Source organism: Streptomyces sp. NPDC020884, assembly GCF_044333935.1.
In the GTDB taxonomy this organism is placed as follows: Bacteria; Actinomycetota; Actinomycetes; order Streptomycetales; family Streptomycetaceae; genus Streptomyces.
The window spans coordinates 83,283-98,582 of the sequence record NZ_JBIRRY010000001.1; the positions used below are offsets into that span (position 1 = coordinate 83,283).

The following is a 15,300-nucleotide window of genomic DNA, read 5'->3' on the forward strand; positions in this document are numbered from 1 at the left end:
GGTGCGCGGCAAGGAGACCGACGAGGTCCCTCGCACGCCGCGGGACACCCCCGGGAGGCGGGGGCCTCTCCCCCGCGCGGCGGAGACGCATCGTCACCGGGCAGGACGTGCGGGGGCGGCCGGTACGGAAGGCTGAGTGCCATGACAGCGAACCGGCCCCCCGCGACGCCCCCGCCCGCACCGCACCGCACCGAATCGCCCGCGGCGCGCCCCGACCGCCTCGGCCGGGCGCGGTCCGTGCTGCGGGCGGTCGCCATGGTGTCCTGTCTGCCCTACATCGCCCTCAAGACGGCCTGGCTGGCGGGCAGCCATCTCGGCATCCCGGACGGCAGCGGACTGCTGGACGGCGGCACCGTGCTGCGCGTCACCAACGCGGCCGGGGTGCTGATGGACGGCGGCGTCATCGTCCTCGCCCTGCTGCTCACCCAGCCCTGGGGCAAGCGGGTGCCCTCCTGGCTGCTGGTGCTGCCGATGTGGGCGGCGAGCGGTCTGCTGCTGCCGATCATGACGGCCTTCCCGCTCCAGCTGGTCGTGCGGCTCCTCGGCGGTGACGGCGGGCAGCCGGCCGCCGATGGGGGCGCCGAGCCGTTCCTGGACCCGTGGGTCTTCGGCGTCGTCTACGGCGGCTTCATCGTCCAGGGCCTCACCCTGGGCATCCTCTTCGCGCTGTACGCCAGGGAGCGCTGGGGCCATCTGTGGCAGGGGCGGCTGCGGGATCTGCCGGACAGCCCGACCATGCCCGCCCAGCGCGTGACCGCCGTCGCCGTCGCACTGGTGGCCCTTCTCCCCGGCGTCGCGCACCTGCTGTGGGCCACCGGTTCGACCGTCGGACTCAACACGGGCCGGGCGGCGGACCGCACCAGCGACTTCTTCGTGGTGGAAGCCGTCAGCATGCTCTTCGTGGTGGTCACCGTGGCCGGGGTGCTCCTGCTCGTCTTCCGGCGCAACGGCCGCCTCTCCCTGCGGCTGCCGCTCGTTCTGGCCTGGGCCGGTTCGGCGGAGGTGGCCTGTTGGGGCGGCTGGTTGACCGCCGCCGCGCTGATGAGCACGGGCGACGCGGCGGATCGGCCGACGACGGCGATGGTGGTGACCTACGCTGTCCAGATGCTGGCCGGGGCGCTCGTCGTGACGCTGGGTGCGTACTTCTTCGCGGAGCGCGCGGCGGCTTCCACGCTGCCCGCGTCCGCCGGCGCTCCGGTCTCCGCCCCCGGCGACCGGGCGTCATGAGGCCGGTCGCCGCGCTGTTCGGACGGCAGGCGCGGCGGCGCTGGCTGCATCTGATCATCGGCGGCGCCCTGCTGATGCCGTACTTCCTGGCCGGCTCGGCCCTGGTCAGCATGGCGGGCGGCGGGATACCGCTCTTCTCCTCGCTGTCCGCCCAGTTCATCGCGTTCGCCATCGCCCTGCCGATCGCGGCTGCCACCGGCTTCTTCGCCCTCGTCCGGCCGCTGTGTGTGGCGGCCGCCCGCGCCCTGTGCGGGGTCCCGCCCGCCCTGCTGGCCGACGGGCCCGCCCGGACCGGGCAGGCCCGGGTGCGTACCGCCCTCTGGTACACCACGCATCTGGCGCTCGGCGGGATCGTCAGCGGGGCCACCCTGTCGGTGCCGCCGTTCGCGGTGGCGGTGGCCGCCCTGCCGTTCTCGGTGGCGGTGCGCGACTCCTGGCCGATGGAGGACCCCGGTGTGCTGCGGGAGCCGTGGGCCCTGGCCCTCGCGCCGTTCGCGGGGCTCGCGATGCTGACGGCGCTGGCGCTGGTCGCGGCGGGGGCCGGGGAGCTGCTGGCCCGGCGGGCCCCGGTGCTGCTGGGGCCGACGCCCGAGGACCGGCTGGCGGCCGCCGAGCGCCGTGCGGCGGATCTGGCGGTGCGCAACCGGCTCGCCCGTGAACTGCACGACTCGGTGGGGCACGCGCTGAGCGCCGTGACCCTGCAGGCGGGGGCGGCACGCCGGGTCCTGGACCGCGATCCGGAGTTCGTCCGCGAGGCGCTGACCGCCATCGAGGAGACGACGCGGCGGACGGTCGGCGAGCTGGACTCGGTGCTGGGGCTGCTGCGGCAGGACGGGGAGCCGGGCGAGGACACGGAGTACGGGCCGGGGCTGGATGCGCTCGGCGGACTGCTGGCGCACTGCGGGACGCCGGTGGCGTACGAGCGGGAGGGCGATCCGGGTGACCCGGGCGTGGTGGCTCCGGTGGTCTCGCGGGAGGCGTACCGGATCGTCCAGGAGGGGCTGAGCAACGCGTCGCGGCACGGCGGGGGCGCGTCCCCGGTGCGGCTGCTGATCGCGGTACGGGACGGGGAGCTGGAGATCGTGATGGAGAATCCGCTGGGCGAGCGGCCCGCCGTGGCGCGGCCCGGAGGCGGCCGCGGACTGCGCGGCATCGCGGAGCGGGCCGTCCTGCTGGGCGGCCGGACCGAGGCGGGGCCGGACGACGGCGTCTGGCGGCTGACGGCCCGGCTGCCGCTGGCGGCCGGGCGGACGGAGGAGCGGCGATGAGCGGGGCCCCGGTACGGGTGGTGCTCGCGGACGACGAGCGGATGGTGCGTACGGCGCTGCGCGTGATCCTGGAGGCCGAGGAGGGCATCGAGGTCGTCGGGGAGGCCGCCACCGGGGCGGAGGCCGTCTCCGTGGTGCGGGAGCTGCGGCCCGACGTGGTGCTGATGGACGTGCGGATGCCGGAGATCGACGGGATCCGGGCCACGGAGCAGATCCTCGCCACGCTGCGGGACCCGCCGCGGATCGTCGTCGTGACGACCTTCGAGAACGACGCGTACGTGTACGCGGCCCTGCGCGCCGGGGCGGCCGGGTTCCTGCTGAAGCGGTCGGCGGCCGAGGAGCTGGTGCAGGCGGTGCGGCTGGTGGCGTGCGGCGACTCGCTCCTGTATCCGGCGGCCGTGCGCACCCTGGCCGCCGAGCACGCCGGGCGGCGGGCGGCCGGGGCCCCGGCGTGGGTGGCGCGGCTGACCGGGCGGGAGGCGGACGTGCTGCGGCTGATGGCGGCGGGGCTGACCAACGCGGAGATCGCGGGGCGGCTCGCGGTGGGTCCGGCGACGGTGAAGACGCATGTGGCGGCGGTCCTCGCCAAGACCGGCGCCCGGGACCGCACCCAGGCGGTCATCGCGGCGTACGAGTCCGGTTTCATCACCCCGGGCTGAGCGTCACAGCAGGGTGGGCCGGGTGAGAAATCGGTGAGAAGCGGCACAACCGGGAACGGCCGGAGCGGGCCCGCTCGTCCCTCCAGCGGGATGAACAAGACAATCAGGCGCGCTTCGGTCTTCTGTCTGCTCATGGTGCTCGCCCTGCTGGTGCGGGCGACATGGGTGCAGGGCTACGAGGCCAAGGCGCTCGCAGACGACGAGAACAACCGGCGGAACACCATCGCGCAGTACGCGCAGCCGCTCGGGGACATCATCGTGGCCGGTTCGCCGGTCACCGGATCGAAGGGGACCAGTGGCGGCGACCTCCGGTACAAGCGCACGTACACCCAGGGCGAGCTGTACGCGGCCGTCACCGGCTACAGCTCCCAGGCCTACGGGGCGACCCAGCTCGAAGGCATCCACAGCGATGTGCTGGACGGCACGGACGACCGGCTGAAGAACCCGAAGGACCTGATCACCGGCGGGCAGGCCGCCCCGGGCAACGTGTTGACGACGATCGACCCGGACGTCCAGAAGGCGGCCTACGAGGCGCTCGGCGACGACAAGGGCGCGGCGGTGGCCCTCGACCCGAAGACCGGGCGGATCCTCGGCATGGTCTCCACGCCTTCGTACGACCCCTCGAAGATCAGCGGGACGGCGGACGGGGAGGCCTGGCAGGCCCTGCTGGACGACGAGGACAAGCCGCTGGTGAACCGGGCGCTGCGGCAGCCGCTGGCGCCGGGCTCCACCTTCAAGCTGGTGGTGGCGGCGGCCGCGCTGGAGAACGGGCTGTACGGCTCGGTCGACGAGCGCACCGACAGCCCCGACCCGTACACCCTGCCCGGCACCAGCACCGTGCTCCGCAACGAGAACGCGTCCGCCCCCTGCGAGAACGCGACCCTGCGCACCGCCCTCCAGTACTCCTGCAACAACGTCTTCGCGAAGGCCGCCGCCGACCTCGGCCAGGACGAGGTCAAGGCGATGGCGGACGCGTTCGGGTTCGACACCGAGAAGCTGGACGTCCCGGTGCGGGCGGCGAAGAGCGTCTATCCGACCGGGATGGACAAGGCGCAGACGGCGCTGACGGGGATCGGCCAGTTCGAGGTCACCGCGACCCCGCTCCAGATGGCGATGGTCACCTCGGCGCTGGCCAACGGCGGTGAGCTGGCCGCGCCGCACATGGTCTCCCAGGTGACCGACGGGGACGGCACGGCGCTGGAGGAGACCGGCGACGGCGACACGAAGCGCGTGGTGGAGGAGTCGACCGCCGAGCAGCTGCGGAGCGCGATGGTGACGGTCGTCGAGGAGGGCACCGGCGCCAACGCCCGGATCGACGGGGCCGAGGTGGGCGGGAAGACGGGCACCGCGCAGAACGGCGTGGACAACAGCAACACCCCGTATGCCTGGTTCACCTCGTACGCGAAGGACCGCGGGAGCGGCAAGGAGGTCGCGGTCGCGGTGATCGTCGAGGACTCCGGCTCGGCGCGCTCCGAGGTCAGCGGCAACGGGCTGGCCGCGCCGATCGCCCAGAAGATGATGAAGGCGGCGCTGGAGCGGTGAGCGCGGGGGCCGGCGGCCGGACGCGCACCGGCCCCGCCGATGAACCGCCACCCCGTTCAACTTAGGTTACCCTTCCCTTACTTGAGGCCCTTGGGGCTGCGTCCACGACCGAGTGCGGGAGGCGCGGGATGGATCCGGAAGAACGCGGAGCGGAGCGCGGTGGAGCCGCCGCCTCCGCCCACAGCCAGGGCGAGACGGACCGCGCCCGGACCCGCGACGGGCGGGAGCTGTACTACCAGCGGCTGGCGGGACCCGACGGATGGGACGGCCGTCCCACCGTGGTCTTCGAGGGCGGGCTCGCCGCCGGACGCTCCTACTGGGCCGGCGTCCAGGCCGCGCTGGCCGATGTCGCGACGACGGTGGTGTACGACCGCAGCGGGCTGGGACGCAGCCCGGCCGCCCCGGCCGGGGCCTCCCGCCGGCTGCCCGCGCTCGCCGACGATCTGGGCGACCTGCTGGACCACCTCGACCGGCTGGGCCCGCCGGGCCCGTACCTCCTGGTCGGTCACAGCTGGGGCGGGCCGCTGGTGCGGCTGGCGGCCGCCGCGCAGCCCGCCCGTGTGGCGGGCCTGGTGCTCGTCGATCCCACCGACGAGGCGTGCGAGCTGCTGTTCAAGCCCTCGATGCGGCGGGCCGAGCGGATCGGGCAGCTGGCGACGGTCGCGCTGGCCCGGCTCGGACTGCTGGGCCGCGCCTACCGCTCGCTCACCGCCGCGCTGCCGCCCGACGCCGCGGCCGACCTGCGGGCCGAGGGGTACTCCGTCGCCATGACCCGCACCCGGGGCCGGGAGCTGACGGACGCGGCGGGCGACCTGCGGGCCCTGAAGGAGAACCCGCCGGGCCTGGCGGGGCTGCCGGTGACCGTGGTGTCGGCGGGACGGGTGTCCCCCGGCATGCCGAAGTCCGTCCGGGAGCGGGCGACCCTCTCGCACGCGCATCGGGCCCGGCAGTCGCCGCACGGGCGGCATGTGGTGCTGCCGGAGGCGGACCACATGGTGCTGACCACCTCGGCGGCGGAACTCGCGGAGGAGATCCGGCGGTTGGTGGGCTGAGCCCGCCGGGCGGGGCGCCGGCGGGCTCCCTTGCCGCCCGGGGCCCCGCGGACTCCGCACGGAGTCACCGCGCGGCTCCGACGGCGAACGGGACGTCCGCGCCGCCGCCCGTGCGCACGGGGCCCGCCGGGTGCGTCCAGAGTCCCGCCTCGGCCAGCCGGGGCAGGACACCCTCGCCGAACCAGTACGCCTCCTCCAGGTGCGGGTAGCCGGAGAGCACGAACTCGTCGATGCCCAGGGCGTGGTACTCCCGGATCCGCTCGGCCACCTCGGTGTGGCTGCCGACCAGCGCGGTGCCCGCGCCGCCCCGGACGAGCCCGATGCCGGCCCACAGGTTGGGGTGGATCTCCAGACCGTCCCGGCCGCCGCCGTGCAGCTCCAGCATCCGCCGCTGCCCCTCGGACTCGCTGCGGGCCAGGCCCTCCTGGACCGCCCGCACGGTGGCCGGGTCGAAGCCCGCGAGCAGCCGGTCGGCCTCGGCCCAGGCCGCCTCGGAGGTGTCCCGGGTGATCACATGGAGCCGGATGCCGAACCGTACGGTACGGCCCTGTTCGGCGGCGAGGGACCGGATGCGGGCGATCTTCCCGGCGACCTGGGCGGGCGGCTCCCCCCAGGTGAGGTAGACGTCCGCGTGACGGGCCGCGACGCGACCGGCGGCCGGGGACGAGCCGCCGAAGTAGACCTCCGGCACGGGGTCGGGGAGCTGGGTCAGCCGGGCCTGCTCGACGTGCAGGTGCTCGCCCGCCAGGTCGACGGTCCGGCCGTCCCACAACTGCCGGACGATCTCCAGGAACTCGCCGGTGCGGGCGTAGCGGGCGTCCTTGTCGAGGAAGTCCCCGTACGCGCGCTGCTCATGGCTCTCGCCGCCGGTGACGACGTTCAGCAGCAGCCGTCCGCCGCTCTGCCGCTGGAAGGTGGAGGCCATCTGGGCGGCGAGGGTGGGCGAGACGAAGCCGGGGCGGAAGGCCACGAGGAACTTCAGCCGCTCGGTGTGCTGGCTGACCATCGCGGTGGTCAGCCAGGCGTCCTCGCACCACGCCCCGGTGGGGGTGAGCGCTCCGGCGAAGCCCAGGTCCTCGGCGGCGCGGGCGATCTGGGCGAGGTAGCGGACCGTCGGCGGGCGGTCGCCGCCGGCCGCCGTGACCGGGGTGCCGTGGCCGCCGCCGACGACATGGCGGCTGTCGCCGTTGGTGGGCAGGAACCAGTGGAAGGTCAGGGACATCGTTTCTCCGAAGGAATCCGTACGCGGGACAGAAGGGGAGGCCGGGCGGGAGGGGGGTCGGTCGGGAGGCCGGGCGGGCGGAGAGGTCAGAGCAGGCCGTGGCGGGGCGGCCGGGTTCCGTTCAGGACGTACCGCCCCAGGTGCTGGATCTTCCAGCGCGCCGGGTCGTGCAGGGTGTGGGTGCGGGCGTCGCGCCAGTGCCGGTGCAGGTTGAGGCCGTCGAGGGCGGCGCGCGTCCCGGACACCTCGAACAGCGCGTCGGCGATCTCCAGCGCCGCGCTCCCCGCGTACGCCTTCGCCGCCGCCACCGCGATCGACGCCTCGGCCGCGCTGTCGTCGTCCAGGTCGGCCCGCGCGGCGTCCACGGCCCGTGCGGCGGCGGTCAGCAGCGCGTCGGCGGCCCGGCGGCGCAGGGCCAGTTCGCCGAAGCGCTGGATGAGCAGCGGGTCCTCGGCGGCGCTCTCGTATCCGCTCTCGAACCAGGGCCTGCTGCGGGTCCTGACGAAGTCCACCGCCGCGTCCAGGGCGCCCGCCGCGATCCCGGCGTCGATGGCGGCGTGCAGCAACTGGGCGAGTGCGCCGTGGAGTTGGGGGCCGGTGAAGGTGAGGTGATGCGGCACCACCCGCACGGCGGGTACGGGCACGGCCTCCAGCGTCACGGTGCCGCTCGCGGTGGTGCGCTGCCCCATGCCGTCCCAGTCGTCGGTCACGGTGAGGCCCGGGGCGTCGGCGGGGACGTACGCGACATGGAGCAGGTCGTCCTCGGCACGGGCCAGGACGGGGATCCAGTCCGCGAAGAGGGCCCCGGTGGAGTAGTTCTTCACCCCGGTGAGGAGGTACGAGCCGTCTCCGGCGGCCGCCAGCCGGGTGCGGATGTCCTGGAGGTGCCTGGTCCCCGCCTCGGACTGGGCGTTGCCGAAGCGCCGCCCGGCCAGCACCTCCGCGAAGAAGAAGGCCCGCTGCTCCGGACTGCCCTGCTGCCGCAGCACGTTGACGTACGCGAAGTGGCTCTGCGGGATCTGCGCCAGGCTGGCGTCGGCCGAGGCGAGCAGCCGGAAGACCTCCGCCAGGGTGGCCGCGGAGACGTCCGCGCCACCGTGCTCGGCCGGCACCGTGACGGCGAGGAGCCCGGTGGCGGTGAGGCGGTCGAGCTCGGCGCGCGGCAGTTCACGGCGGGCATCGCGCCCGGAGGCCCCCGGACGGAATTCCTCGGCGAGTTCGGCGGCCGTGCGCAGCGCGTCGGCGTCGTCGCGGATCACCCGGGCGGTGATGAGTGGTCGTCGGGTCGGCGCGGTCACGGCCTGCCTCCAGTGGGGTGCGGAGAGGGGTCAGCGGTTGGCGGGGACGGGGGCGGTCCGGTCCAGGGCCGCGGCGAACTGGGCGACGACCTGGTCGAGCGGGGCGGCGGACGCGGGGTCGAGGACCACCGATCCGTCGTCGCCGGTCGTGATGTGCCGGTCGAGGACGAACCAGCCCTGGACGATGTGGGCCGCGCCCATCGAGGAGAGCACCGGGCGCAACGCGTAGTCGAGGGCGAGGACATGGGCGGTGGTGCCGCCGGTCGCGAGCGGGAGGACGGTCTTGCCGGTCAGCGCGTACTGGGGCAGCAGGTCCAGGAGCGACTTCAGCAGCCCGGAGTATGCGGCCTTGTAGACGGGCGTGCCGATGACGATGCCGTCGGCGCGGGCGAACAGCTCGGTGGCGCGGACGATCTCGGGATGCGCGAAGTCCGCGCCGAGCAGGGCGTCGGCGGGCAGGGTGCGGACGTCGAGCGGTAGCACCTCGTGGCCCTGGGCGACCAGGTCGGCGTCGAGGCGGCGGAGCAGGCGGGCGGTGCGGGAGGTGGCGGAGGGACTGCCGGAGACGGACAGGACGGTGGCCATGGGGACCTCATCTCTTGGGGCGGGCCGGGAGCACCCGGTGGGCTGCCGGACCTCTCGAAGACGGTTCGACGGTTGCCGGAGGGCGGGCGGGTCTACGGAAGCGGGGCCCGTTCCTCCAGCTCGCGGACGAGCGGCAGCACCTTCTTGCCGAAGTACTCGACCTCCTCGTGGTAGTGCAGGAAGCCGAGCAGCAGCAGGTCCACGCCGAGCCGCTTGTAGGCGACGATGCGCTCCGCGATCTGTTCCGGGGTGCCGATCAGCCCCGTGCGGAAGCCGTCGTTGTACTGGACCAGGTCCTCGAAGGAGGAGTCCTGCCACATGCCCTTGCCGTCCCCGGTGGACCGTCCGGCCTGCTGGACGGCCGAGCCGAAACCGCGGACGGCCTCCGTGTCGGCCTTGGCGACGATCTCGCGCAGGGTGTCGCGGGCCTCCGCCTCGGTGTCGCGGGCGATGAGGAAGCCGTTGAGGCCGAAGCGGGGCGGGGTGCGCCCGGCGGCCCCGGCGGCGGCGCGCACGTCCTGGATCTGTTCGGTGACGCCGTCGAAGTCCTTCCCGTTGGAGAAGTACCAGTCCGAGACCCGTCCGGCCATCTGCCGGGCGGCGGTGGAGTTGCCACCCTGGAAGATCTCCGGGTGCGGGCGCCCGGCCGAGGCGATCGGCTTGGGCTTCAGGGTGAAGTCGCGGATGCGGTAGAAGTCCCCGGCGAGTTCGGCGTGGTCCTCGGTCCAGACGGCGCGCAGGGCCCGGATGAACTCCTCGGAGCGGCGGTAGCGCTCGTCGTGTTCCAGCCAGGGCTCTCCGAGGGCGGTGAACTCGTCCTTGAACCAGCCGCTGACCACGTTGACGGCGAAGCGTCCGTTGCTCAGGTGGTCGGTGGTGGCGCCGAGTTTGGCGAGGACCGCGGGGTGCCAGAGGCCGGGGTGGACGGCGGCGATGACCTTCAGCCGCTGGGTGGCGAGCAGCAGGGCGAGGCTGAAGGAGGTGGACTCGTGCTGGTACTCGGCGCCGTAGCCGGCCATGTAGCGGACCTGGGTGAGGGCGTAGTCGAAGCCGTTGTTCTCGGCCAGGACGGCGAGTTCGCGGTTGTAGTCGTACCCCCAGTCGGTGCGCTGTTCGATCGTGCTGGTGACGAGGCCACCGCTGACGTTGGGGACCCAGTACGCGAAGCGCACCGGATCGGCGGAGGGCGGAGGGGGCATGGGGTTCTCCCGGAACAGGAAGGCGGGTGGTGGCGCGGTGGGGTGGGGTGGGCACGGCGCGGGGCCCGGTGATCGTGAAACCCGATCAGCGGCGGCGCGTACGGAAGGAGGTGCGGCGATCGGCGCGTGCGAGGTGCTCCCGCACGGAGGGATGCGCAGACACACTCGGACCGGCGCACATGCGTACGGAGGTACGCAGACGTGTGCGGGACCGCGCGGGAGCGCGAGGATCGCGAAGGAGGAGGTCTCTCCTCAGACTCCGCTCAGACTCCGCGACAACAGAAGGCGCTGGAAACGCGGCCGAGGTCGATGTGGCGGCGACGGGTCAGGCGGCGCACATCCCTCTCCTTACGCGTTCCGTGACGCGTGCCCGGCTGCTCCGGGCGCGTCCTCGGGATCCAGAGTAGGGCGGCGGGGCCCCGCGGGTCGAGAAGGCATCCGCGAAGGAGCGATAGGGTTTCCCTTTCACCGAGTCGAGGCGGGGAACCGCGGGAGGACGGTCCGGCGGCATGCGCATCGAGCAGCTGGAGTACATCGAGGCCGTCACCCGGCTGGGCTCGCTGCGCCGGGCGGCGGACGAACTGCACCTGTCCCAGCCCGCGTTGAGCGAGACCGTACGGAATCTGGAGCGTGAGCTGGGCGTCGCCGTGCTGGACCGGAAGCGGTCGGGGGCGACCATCAGCGAGGCGGGCCGCGAACTGCTGCCGCACATCATCGGGGTGCTGGACGCGGTCGACCGGCTGCGCCGGGCCGCCGACGAGCAGCACCGCACCAGCCGCACGGTGCGGCTCGGCACGGTGTTCGCGGCGACGGTTCCGCTGCTGGTCCCGGCGATCCGGGAGTTCCGCGCGCTGCACTCGGCCACCGAGGTGGAGGTGATCGCGGCCCAGCAGTCCGTGATCCACCGCTCCCTGCTGGAGGGCGGGGTCGACCTCGGACTGGTGAACTACCTGGACGGCGACGACATCGCGCCCGACCTGGACACCACGGAGCTGATCCGGGGCCGTCCGGTCGTCTGTCTGCGCCCCGACAACCCGCTGGCCGCGCGGGAGTCGGTCGGCGTGGACGATCTCTTGGGCGAGCCGCTGATCGTCATGCGTTCGGGCTATCTGATGCACCGCTTCACCCACCGGCTGCTGAAGGGCCGGGTGCCCTCGTTCTCGTACTCCGCCGACGGTGCGGAGATGGGCAAGCTGATGGTGGCGGAGGGGCTGGGGGTCACGGTGCTCCCGGACTACAGCGTCGTCGGGGATCCGCTGGAGCGCACCGGGGCGATCACCTGCCGGCCGCTGACGAACGATGCCACCACGGTGCTGCTGGTGGTGCAGCGCAGCCGTACGGGCTCGGTGTCCCGGGCCGCCCGCGACCTGCACCGGATCTTCGTGGGGCGCGCCGAGGCGCACCGCACCGGCGACCGGAGGCCCTAAGGCATCCGCCCGATGCCGCCGGACCGCCTTACTCCGCAGCATGGGCCGCACGGCACGGATGCGGAGCACGGGGCGGGGAGCGGGGCGGCATGGGCGGTTCGGCGGCGGTGCGGGTCCTGCGGGACCGGACGGCGGGGCGATATCTGGCGGGGGTGGTCGTCTCCGGGTTCGGTACGTCGGCGATGTGGCTCACGGCGGGGATCTGGGTCAAGTCGCTGACCGGGTCGAACAGTCTGGCGGCGCTGACGGTGTGCGCGATGTGGGCCCCGGTGCTGGCCGGGCCGTTGCTCGGCGCGCTCGCGGACCGGATGGGCCGCAAGGCGCTGCTGGTCCGGGTGAATCTGGCGATGGCCTGCCTGCTGGCCACGCTGACGCTGGTGGACTCGAGCACCATGGTGTGGCTGGTCTTCGTGGTGCTGGTGCTCTACGGGGCGAGCGGCGTCCTGCTCGACGCGGCGGAGTCGGCGCTCGTCGCGGGGACCGTGGACGCCTCGCTCCTTGCGGACTTCAACGGGCTGCGGATGACGGCCAACGAGGGCATGAAGCTGGTCGCCCCGCTGGCGGGCGCGGGACTGTACGCGCGCTACGGCGGGCCTGCCGTGGCACTGCTGGACGCGGCGACGTGCGCCCTGGCAGCCCTGATCTTCGCCCGTCTACGGGTACGGGAGGCTCCCCGGCCCCCGGCGGGTGCGCGTCGCGGCGAACTCACCGCCGGGCTGCGCCGGATACGCGCATCGGCCGTGCTGCGCCCGCTGGTGACGGCCGGGGCGGCGACGATGCTGCTGGCGGGGGTGAACGGGGCCGCGACCTTCGCGTACGTCGATGATGTGCTCGGCCGGGCGCCGGCCTACGCGGGAGTGCTGTACGCGGTGCAGGGCGCGGGTTCGGTGGCGGTGGGGCTGCTGGTGGGGCCGCTGCTGCGCCGGCTGCCCGAGCGGGTGTTCGCGGCGGGCGGGACGGCCTTGTTCGCGCTGGCGTTGGGGGCGCGGACGCTGCCGCTGGAGCCGGTGGCCCTGGCGGCGAGCGCGGCGATCGGGTTCGGTCTGCCGTGCGTGCTGATCGCGGCGATGACGGCGGTGCAGCGGGAGACGCCGGACGCGGAGCTGGGGCGGACGGCGGCGACGGCGAGCTCGCTGATGACGGCCCCCAACGCAGTGGCCCTGGCGGTGGGGGCGGGGCTCGTCGCGGTGGTGGACGTGCGGGTGCTGACGGCGGGGGCCGGGGCGGCGGGGGTGCTGGTCGCGGTGGCGCTGGTGACGGGGGCGCGGGGCCGCCGCGACACCCCCGCGAGCCCGGCGTCCGACGCCGGGCCGCACCGGTCGTGAGGCCGCCGTTCCGCCCGGCTGTGATGCCTCCGCGCCGCACCGGCCGTGAGACCGCCGTTCCGCCCCGGCCGTGATGCCTCCGTTCCACCCCGGCCGTGAGACCGCCGCTCCACCCCAGCTGTGATGCCGCCGTTCCACCCCGGCCGTGAGGCCTCCGCCCCGCCCCGGCCGTGAGACCGCCGCTCCACCCCAGCTGTGATGCCGCCGCTCCGCCCCGCCGTCGGGCTTCGGCCACGCCCCCCGGAGCCCTGCTCCTCAGCCCGTCCGGGAGAGCGCGGCGGCGACCGCCTCCAGGTCCGGGCCCGAGGCGAGTCCCGCGTGGTACAGGCGCAGTTGGTTCGCCCCGAGCGAGGCGGCGTGGGCCGCATCGCGCGCCAGGGTGCGGGGGCTGCCGCCCATCCCGGTGACGATCCCGAAGGTGGCGGCGCGCACTCCGCCCCGGCCGGCGAACGGCCCGAGGACCGCCTCCCGGGCGCTGTCGGACCCGGTGCAGGGCAGGACCACGCCGTCGGCCACGGCGAGGATGTGGTCCGGCTCGACACCGGCGTTGGCCCCGGTGCGGTACGGGGCGGGGTCGGCGTGCAGCAGGACCTGGAAGCCGGGCGGGGCCGCGGCCCGCACGGCGGCGACCGCCGCTTCCTGGAACGTACGGGCGACGCTGCCGCGCCGGCGCAGGGTGGCGTCCGCCGCTGCGGGCCCGAGCAGCTTCTCGATGCCGTCGCGGCCCGACTCGGCGGATCCGGCCCCGGACCAGGCGGGTTCCAGGGCGCGACGGACGGTGGCGGCCAGTTCGCCGGGGTCGACGCCCGCCTGCCCGTACCCCTCGCGGCAGTCGGCGCAGAAGCACAGCGACATCAGGAACTGCGCCGCGTCGCCGAGGCCCACGCCGGCGACCTTGTCGTGGGCGTGCAGATGGGCGAAGCCGTACCAGCCGCAGGACTCCAGTTCGACGCCGCGCGTTCCGGGCCGGGCGGCGGCCTCCGCCGCCAGGTCCACGAGGTAGGCGCGCACGGCGGGCCGGGCGATGCAGGGGGCCCAGGGGTAGCGGTCCCCGTAGGCGTTGACCACCGAGGTGTCCGGGTGCTCCGCGCCGAGCCGGGAGCTGTGCGCGAGGACCACCCAGCTGTGCACCTCGAGTCCGGCGGCGGTCAGCGCCCCGGCGGCCTCCCCGAAGGGATCGTCGCCGGCCACCCAGCTCTGGCGGTACGGGGCGAGGGCCCGCCCCGCCCAGCGGGCCGGGTCCGGCGGGTAGAGCACGGCGGCGTGCTCGGCGGTGACGACGCGGTGGGCGGGGTGGCGGGGGGTGAGGGCCCGGGTGGAGTGGTAGGCGGAGGCCAGGGTGACCTGCCGGACGCCGAGGTCTGCGATCCGGGCGGCGGCGTCCGGGTCCCCGACGACGTCCCACGGGTAGAGGAAGACCCCTGCCTTCACGCCCGCTCACCCGCCGCCCGCTGCTCCGTCGCCTGCTCTGCCAGCAGGGAGCGGCCGCTCGCGATGATCTCGATGAGGTCCTTGACGTGTGCGGCAGGCGGTTCGGTGAGCGGGGTGCGCACCTCGCCGACGTCCAGGCCCTGGAGCCGGACTCCGGCCTTGACCAGGGAGACGGCGTACCCGCGGCCCTTGGCGCGCAGTTCGACGAGCGGCCGGTAGAAGTGGTCGAGCAGCGCGTTGACCAGGGCGTCGTCGCCGGAGTCCAGGGCCCGGTAGAAGGCGAGGGCGATGTCCGGGGCGAAGGCGAAGACGGCGGAGGAGTAGAGGGTGACGCCGATGCCCCGGTAGGCGAGGCCGGTGAGCTCGGCGGTGGGCAGTCCGTTGAAGTAGAGGAAGTCGTCGGCGGGCCGGTGGGTGCGGACCGCGCTGACGATGCGCTGCATGAGGTCGAGGTCTCCGCAGCCGTCCTTGAGCCCGATGATTCCGGGGGTGCGGGCGAGGGCCACGACGGTTTCCGGGGTGAAGACGGCGTTGTCGCGCTGGTAGACGATCGTCTCCAGGCCGGTGGCCGCCGCGAGGGCCGCGTAGTGGTTCAGCAGTCCTTCCTGGTCGGCGACGACGAGGTAGGGCGGCATGGCGAGGAGCCCGTCCGCACCGGCCTCCTCGGCCGCCCGCGCGAACTGGACGGCGAGCGCCGTGCCATAGCCGGCCCCGGCGACGACCGGGATCTGTCCGGCGGTCTCCTCGACGGCGGCGGCGACCGCGAGGCGGAACTCCTCGAGGGTCAGCGCATGGAACTCGCCCGTGCCGCAGCAGGCGAACACCGCGGCGGCTCCGGCGTCGATCCCGGCCCGCACATGGGCCCGGAAGACGTCGAGGTCGACGGCGCCGTCCGGCCCGAACGCGGTCACGGGGAAGAAGAGCGGCCCGGCGACTTCGCTGAGCCGGGCGGCAAGGGGGGCTGAGGTCACGGGCGCTCCCTGAGCAGATTCAGGCGTGCACAACTCTGATCGGTGTCCATATTTCTGAACACCGCAACGCTAAGGCAGCCTCCAAGGGCAGGTC

Annotated in this window: 14 protein-coding genes; 7 read left to right on the forward strand and 7 right to left on the reverse strand. The window is 74.3% G+C overall.

The window, feature by feature from the left end:
• Nucleotides 1-141: 141 nt before the first annotated feature.
• The 5 genes from ACH4UK_RS00410 (at nucleotide 142) to ACH4UK_RS00430 (ending at nucleotide 5,748) form a co-directional block, all read left to right on the forward strand.
• A complete protein-coding gene (locus ACH4UK_RS00410; RefSeq protein WP_398353867.1) occupies nucleotides 142-1,227 on the forward strand; it encodes a hypothetical protein in 1,086 nt (361 codons plus the stop codon).
• Nucleotides 1,224-2,495, forward strand: coding sequence for a sensor histidine kinase (locus ACH4UK_RS00415; protein WP_398353868.1), 1,272 nt, complete (start codon nucleotides 1,224-1,226; stop codon nucleotides 2,493-2,495). The genes ACH4UK_RS00410 and ACH4UK_RS00415 overlap by 4 nt, the downstream gene beginning before the upstream one ends.
• The gene (locus ACH4UK_RS00420; protein ID WP_398353869.1) at nucleotides 2,492-3,154 is read left to right on the forward strand and encodes a response regulator; all 663 of its coding nucleotides are present in this window, start codon (nucleotides 2,492-2,494) and stop codon (nucleotides 3,152-3,154) included. Before ACH4UK_RS00415 ends, ACH4UK_RS00420 begins: the two co-directional genes overlap by 4 nt.
• A gap of 90 nt (nucleotides 3,155-3,244) precedes the next feature.
• Complete coding sequence (locus ACH4UK_RS00425) at nucleotides 3,245-4,696, forward strand: peptidoglycan D,D-transpeptidase FtsI family protein (protein ID WP_398353870.1); 1,452 nt, start codon at nucleotides 3,245-3,247, stop codon at nucleotides 4,694-4,696.
• Between the two features lie 128 nt (nucleotides 4,697-4,824).
• Entirely contained in the window at nucleotides 4,825-5,748 is a 924-nt protein-coding gene (locus ACH4UK_RS00430) for an alpha/beta fold hydrolase (protein WP_398353871.1), read from the forward strand.
• Between the two features lie 64 nt (nucleotides 5,749-5,812).
• Here the strand turns inward: ACH4UK_RS00430 and ACH4UK_RS00435 are convergent, their stop codons facing one another.
• From ACH4UK_RS00435 to ACH4UK_RS00455, 5 genes are all read right to left on the reverse strand, one after another.
• Nucleotides 5,813-6,970, reverse strand: a complete 1,158-nt coding sequence (locus ACH4UK_RS00435) for an LLM class flavin-dependent oxidoreductase (protein WP_398353872.1) — start codon at nucleotides 6,968-6,970, stop codon at nucleotides 5,813-5,815.
• An 86-nt stretch (nucleotides 6,971-7,056) separates the two neighbouring features.
• Nucleotides 7,057-8,229: an SfnB family sulfur acquisition oxidoreductase gene (locus ACH4UK_RS00440; RefSeq protein ID WP_398354901.1), complete on the reverse strand. Its 1,173-nt coding sequence runs from the start codon at nucleotides 8,227-8,229 to the stop codon at nucleotides 7,057-7,059.
• 69 nt (nucleotides 8,230-8,298) lie between these two features.
• The gene (ssuE, locus tag ACH4UK_RS00445) at nucleotides 8,299-8,853 is read right to left on the reverse strand and encodes an NADPH-dependent FMN reductase (RefSeq protein ID WP_398353873.1); all 555 of its coding nucleotides are present in this window, start codon (nucleotides 8,851-8,853) and stop codon (nucleotides 8,299-8,301) included.
• A gap of 92 nt (nucleotides 8,854-8,945) precedes the next feature.
• Complete coding sequence (sfnG, locus tag ACH4UK_RS00450; protein ID WP_398353874.1) at nucleotides 8,946-10,052, reverse strand: dimethylsulfone monooxygenase SfnG; 1,107 nt, start codon at nucleotides 10,050-10,052, stop codon at nucleotides 8,946-8,948.
• Between the two features lie 263 nt (nucleotides 10,053-10,315).
• A complete protein-coding gene (locus tag ACH4UK_RS00455; protein WP_398353875.1) occupies nucleotides 10,316-10,639 on the reverse strand; it encodes a putative leader peptide in 324 nt (107 codons plus the stop codon).
• Here ACH4UK_RS00455 and ACH4UK_RS00460 point away from each other — a divergent pair.
• Together ACH4UK_RS00460 and ACH4UK_RS00465 are read left to right on the forward strand one after the other, a co-directional pair.
• Nucleotides 10,562-11,479: a LysR family transcriptional regulator gene (locus ACH4UK_RS00460; RefSeq protein WP_398353876.1), complete on the forward strand. Its 918-nt coding sequence runs from the start codon at nucleotides 10,562-10,564 to the stop codon at nucleotides 11,477-11,479. The genes ACH4UK_RS00455 and ACH4UK_RS00460 overlap by 78 nt on opposite strands.
• An 89-nt stretch (nucleotides 11,480-11,568) precedes the next feature.
• The gene (locus ACH4UK_RS00465; protein WP_398353877.1) at nucleotides 11,569-12,804 is read left to right on the forward strand and encodes an MFS transporter; all 1,236 of its coding nucleotides are present in this window, start codon (nucleotides 11,569-11,571) and stop codon (nucleotides 12,802-12,804) included.
• Between the two features lie 255 nt (nucleotides 12,805-13,059).
• Here ACH4UK_RS00465 and ACH4UK_RS00470 read toward each other — a convergent pair whose 3' ends face one another.
• Together ACH4UK_RS00470 and ACH4UK_RS00475 are read right to left on the reverse strand one after the other, a co-directional pair.
• Complete coding sequence (locus ACH4UK_RS00470) at nucleotides 13,060-14,235, reverse strand: hypothetical protein (protein ID WP_398353878.1); 1,176 nt, start codon at nucleotides 14,233-14,235, stop codon at nucleotides 13,060-13,062.
• A complete protein-coding gene (locus ACH4UK_RS00475; RefSeq protein WP_398353879.1) occupies nucleotides 14,232-15,206 on the reverse strand; it encodes a 5-dehydro-4-deoxyglucarate dehydratase in 975 nt (324 codons plus the stop codon). Before ACH4UK_RS00475 ends, ACH4UK_RS00470 begins: the two co-directional genes overlap by 4 nt.
• Nucleotides 15,207-15,300 lie beyond the last annotated feature (94 nt).

Bases quoted from the DNA above. Each gene is read 5' to 3' on its own strand.
- ACH4UK_RS00435 (WP_398353872.1), bottom strand. From the start codon at position 6,970: ATGTCCCTGACCTTCCACTGGTTCCTGCCCACCAACGGCGACAGCCGC.
- ACH4UK_RS00425 (WP_398353870.1), top strand. From the start codon at position 3,245: ATGAACAAGACAATCAGGCGCGCTTCGGTCTTCTGTCTGCTCATGGTG.
- ACH4UK_RS00420 (WP_398353869.1), top strand. From the start codon at position 2,492: ATGAGCGGGGCCCCGGTACGGGTGGTGCTCGCGGACGACGAGCGGATG.
- ACH4UK_RS00410 (WP_398353867.1), top strand. From the start codon at position 142: ATGACAGCGAACCGGCCCCCCGCGACGCCCCCGCCCGCACCGCACCGC.
- ACH4UK_RS00430 (WP_398353871.1), top strand. From the start codon at position 4,825: ATGGATCCGGAAGAACGCGGAGCGGAGCGCGGTGGAGCCGCCGCCTCC.
- ACH4UK_RS00415 (WP_398353868.1), top strand. From the start codon at position 1,224: ATGAGGCCGGTCGCCGCGCTGTTCGGACGGCAGGCGCGGCGGCGCTGG.
- ACH4UK_RS00465 (WP_398353877.1), top strand. From the start codon at position 11,569: ATGGGCGGTTCGGCGGCGGTGCGGGTCCTGCGGGACCGGACGGCGGGG.
- ACH4UK_RS00460 (WP_398353876.1), top strand. From the start codon at position 10,562: ATGCGCATCGAGCAGCTGGAGTACATCGAGGCCGTCACCCGGCTGGGC.
- ssuE (WP_398353873.1), bottom strand. From the start codon at position 8,853: ATGGCCACCGTCCTGTCCGTCTCCGGCAGTCCCTCCGCCACCTCCCGC.
- sfnG (WP_398353874.1), bottom strand. From the start codon at position 10,052: ATGCCCCCTCCGCCCTCCGCCGATCCGGTGCGCTTCGCGTACTGGGTC.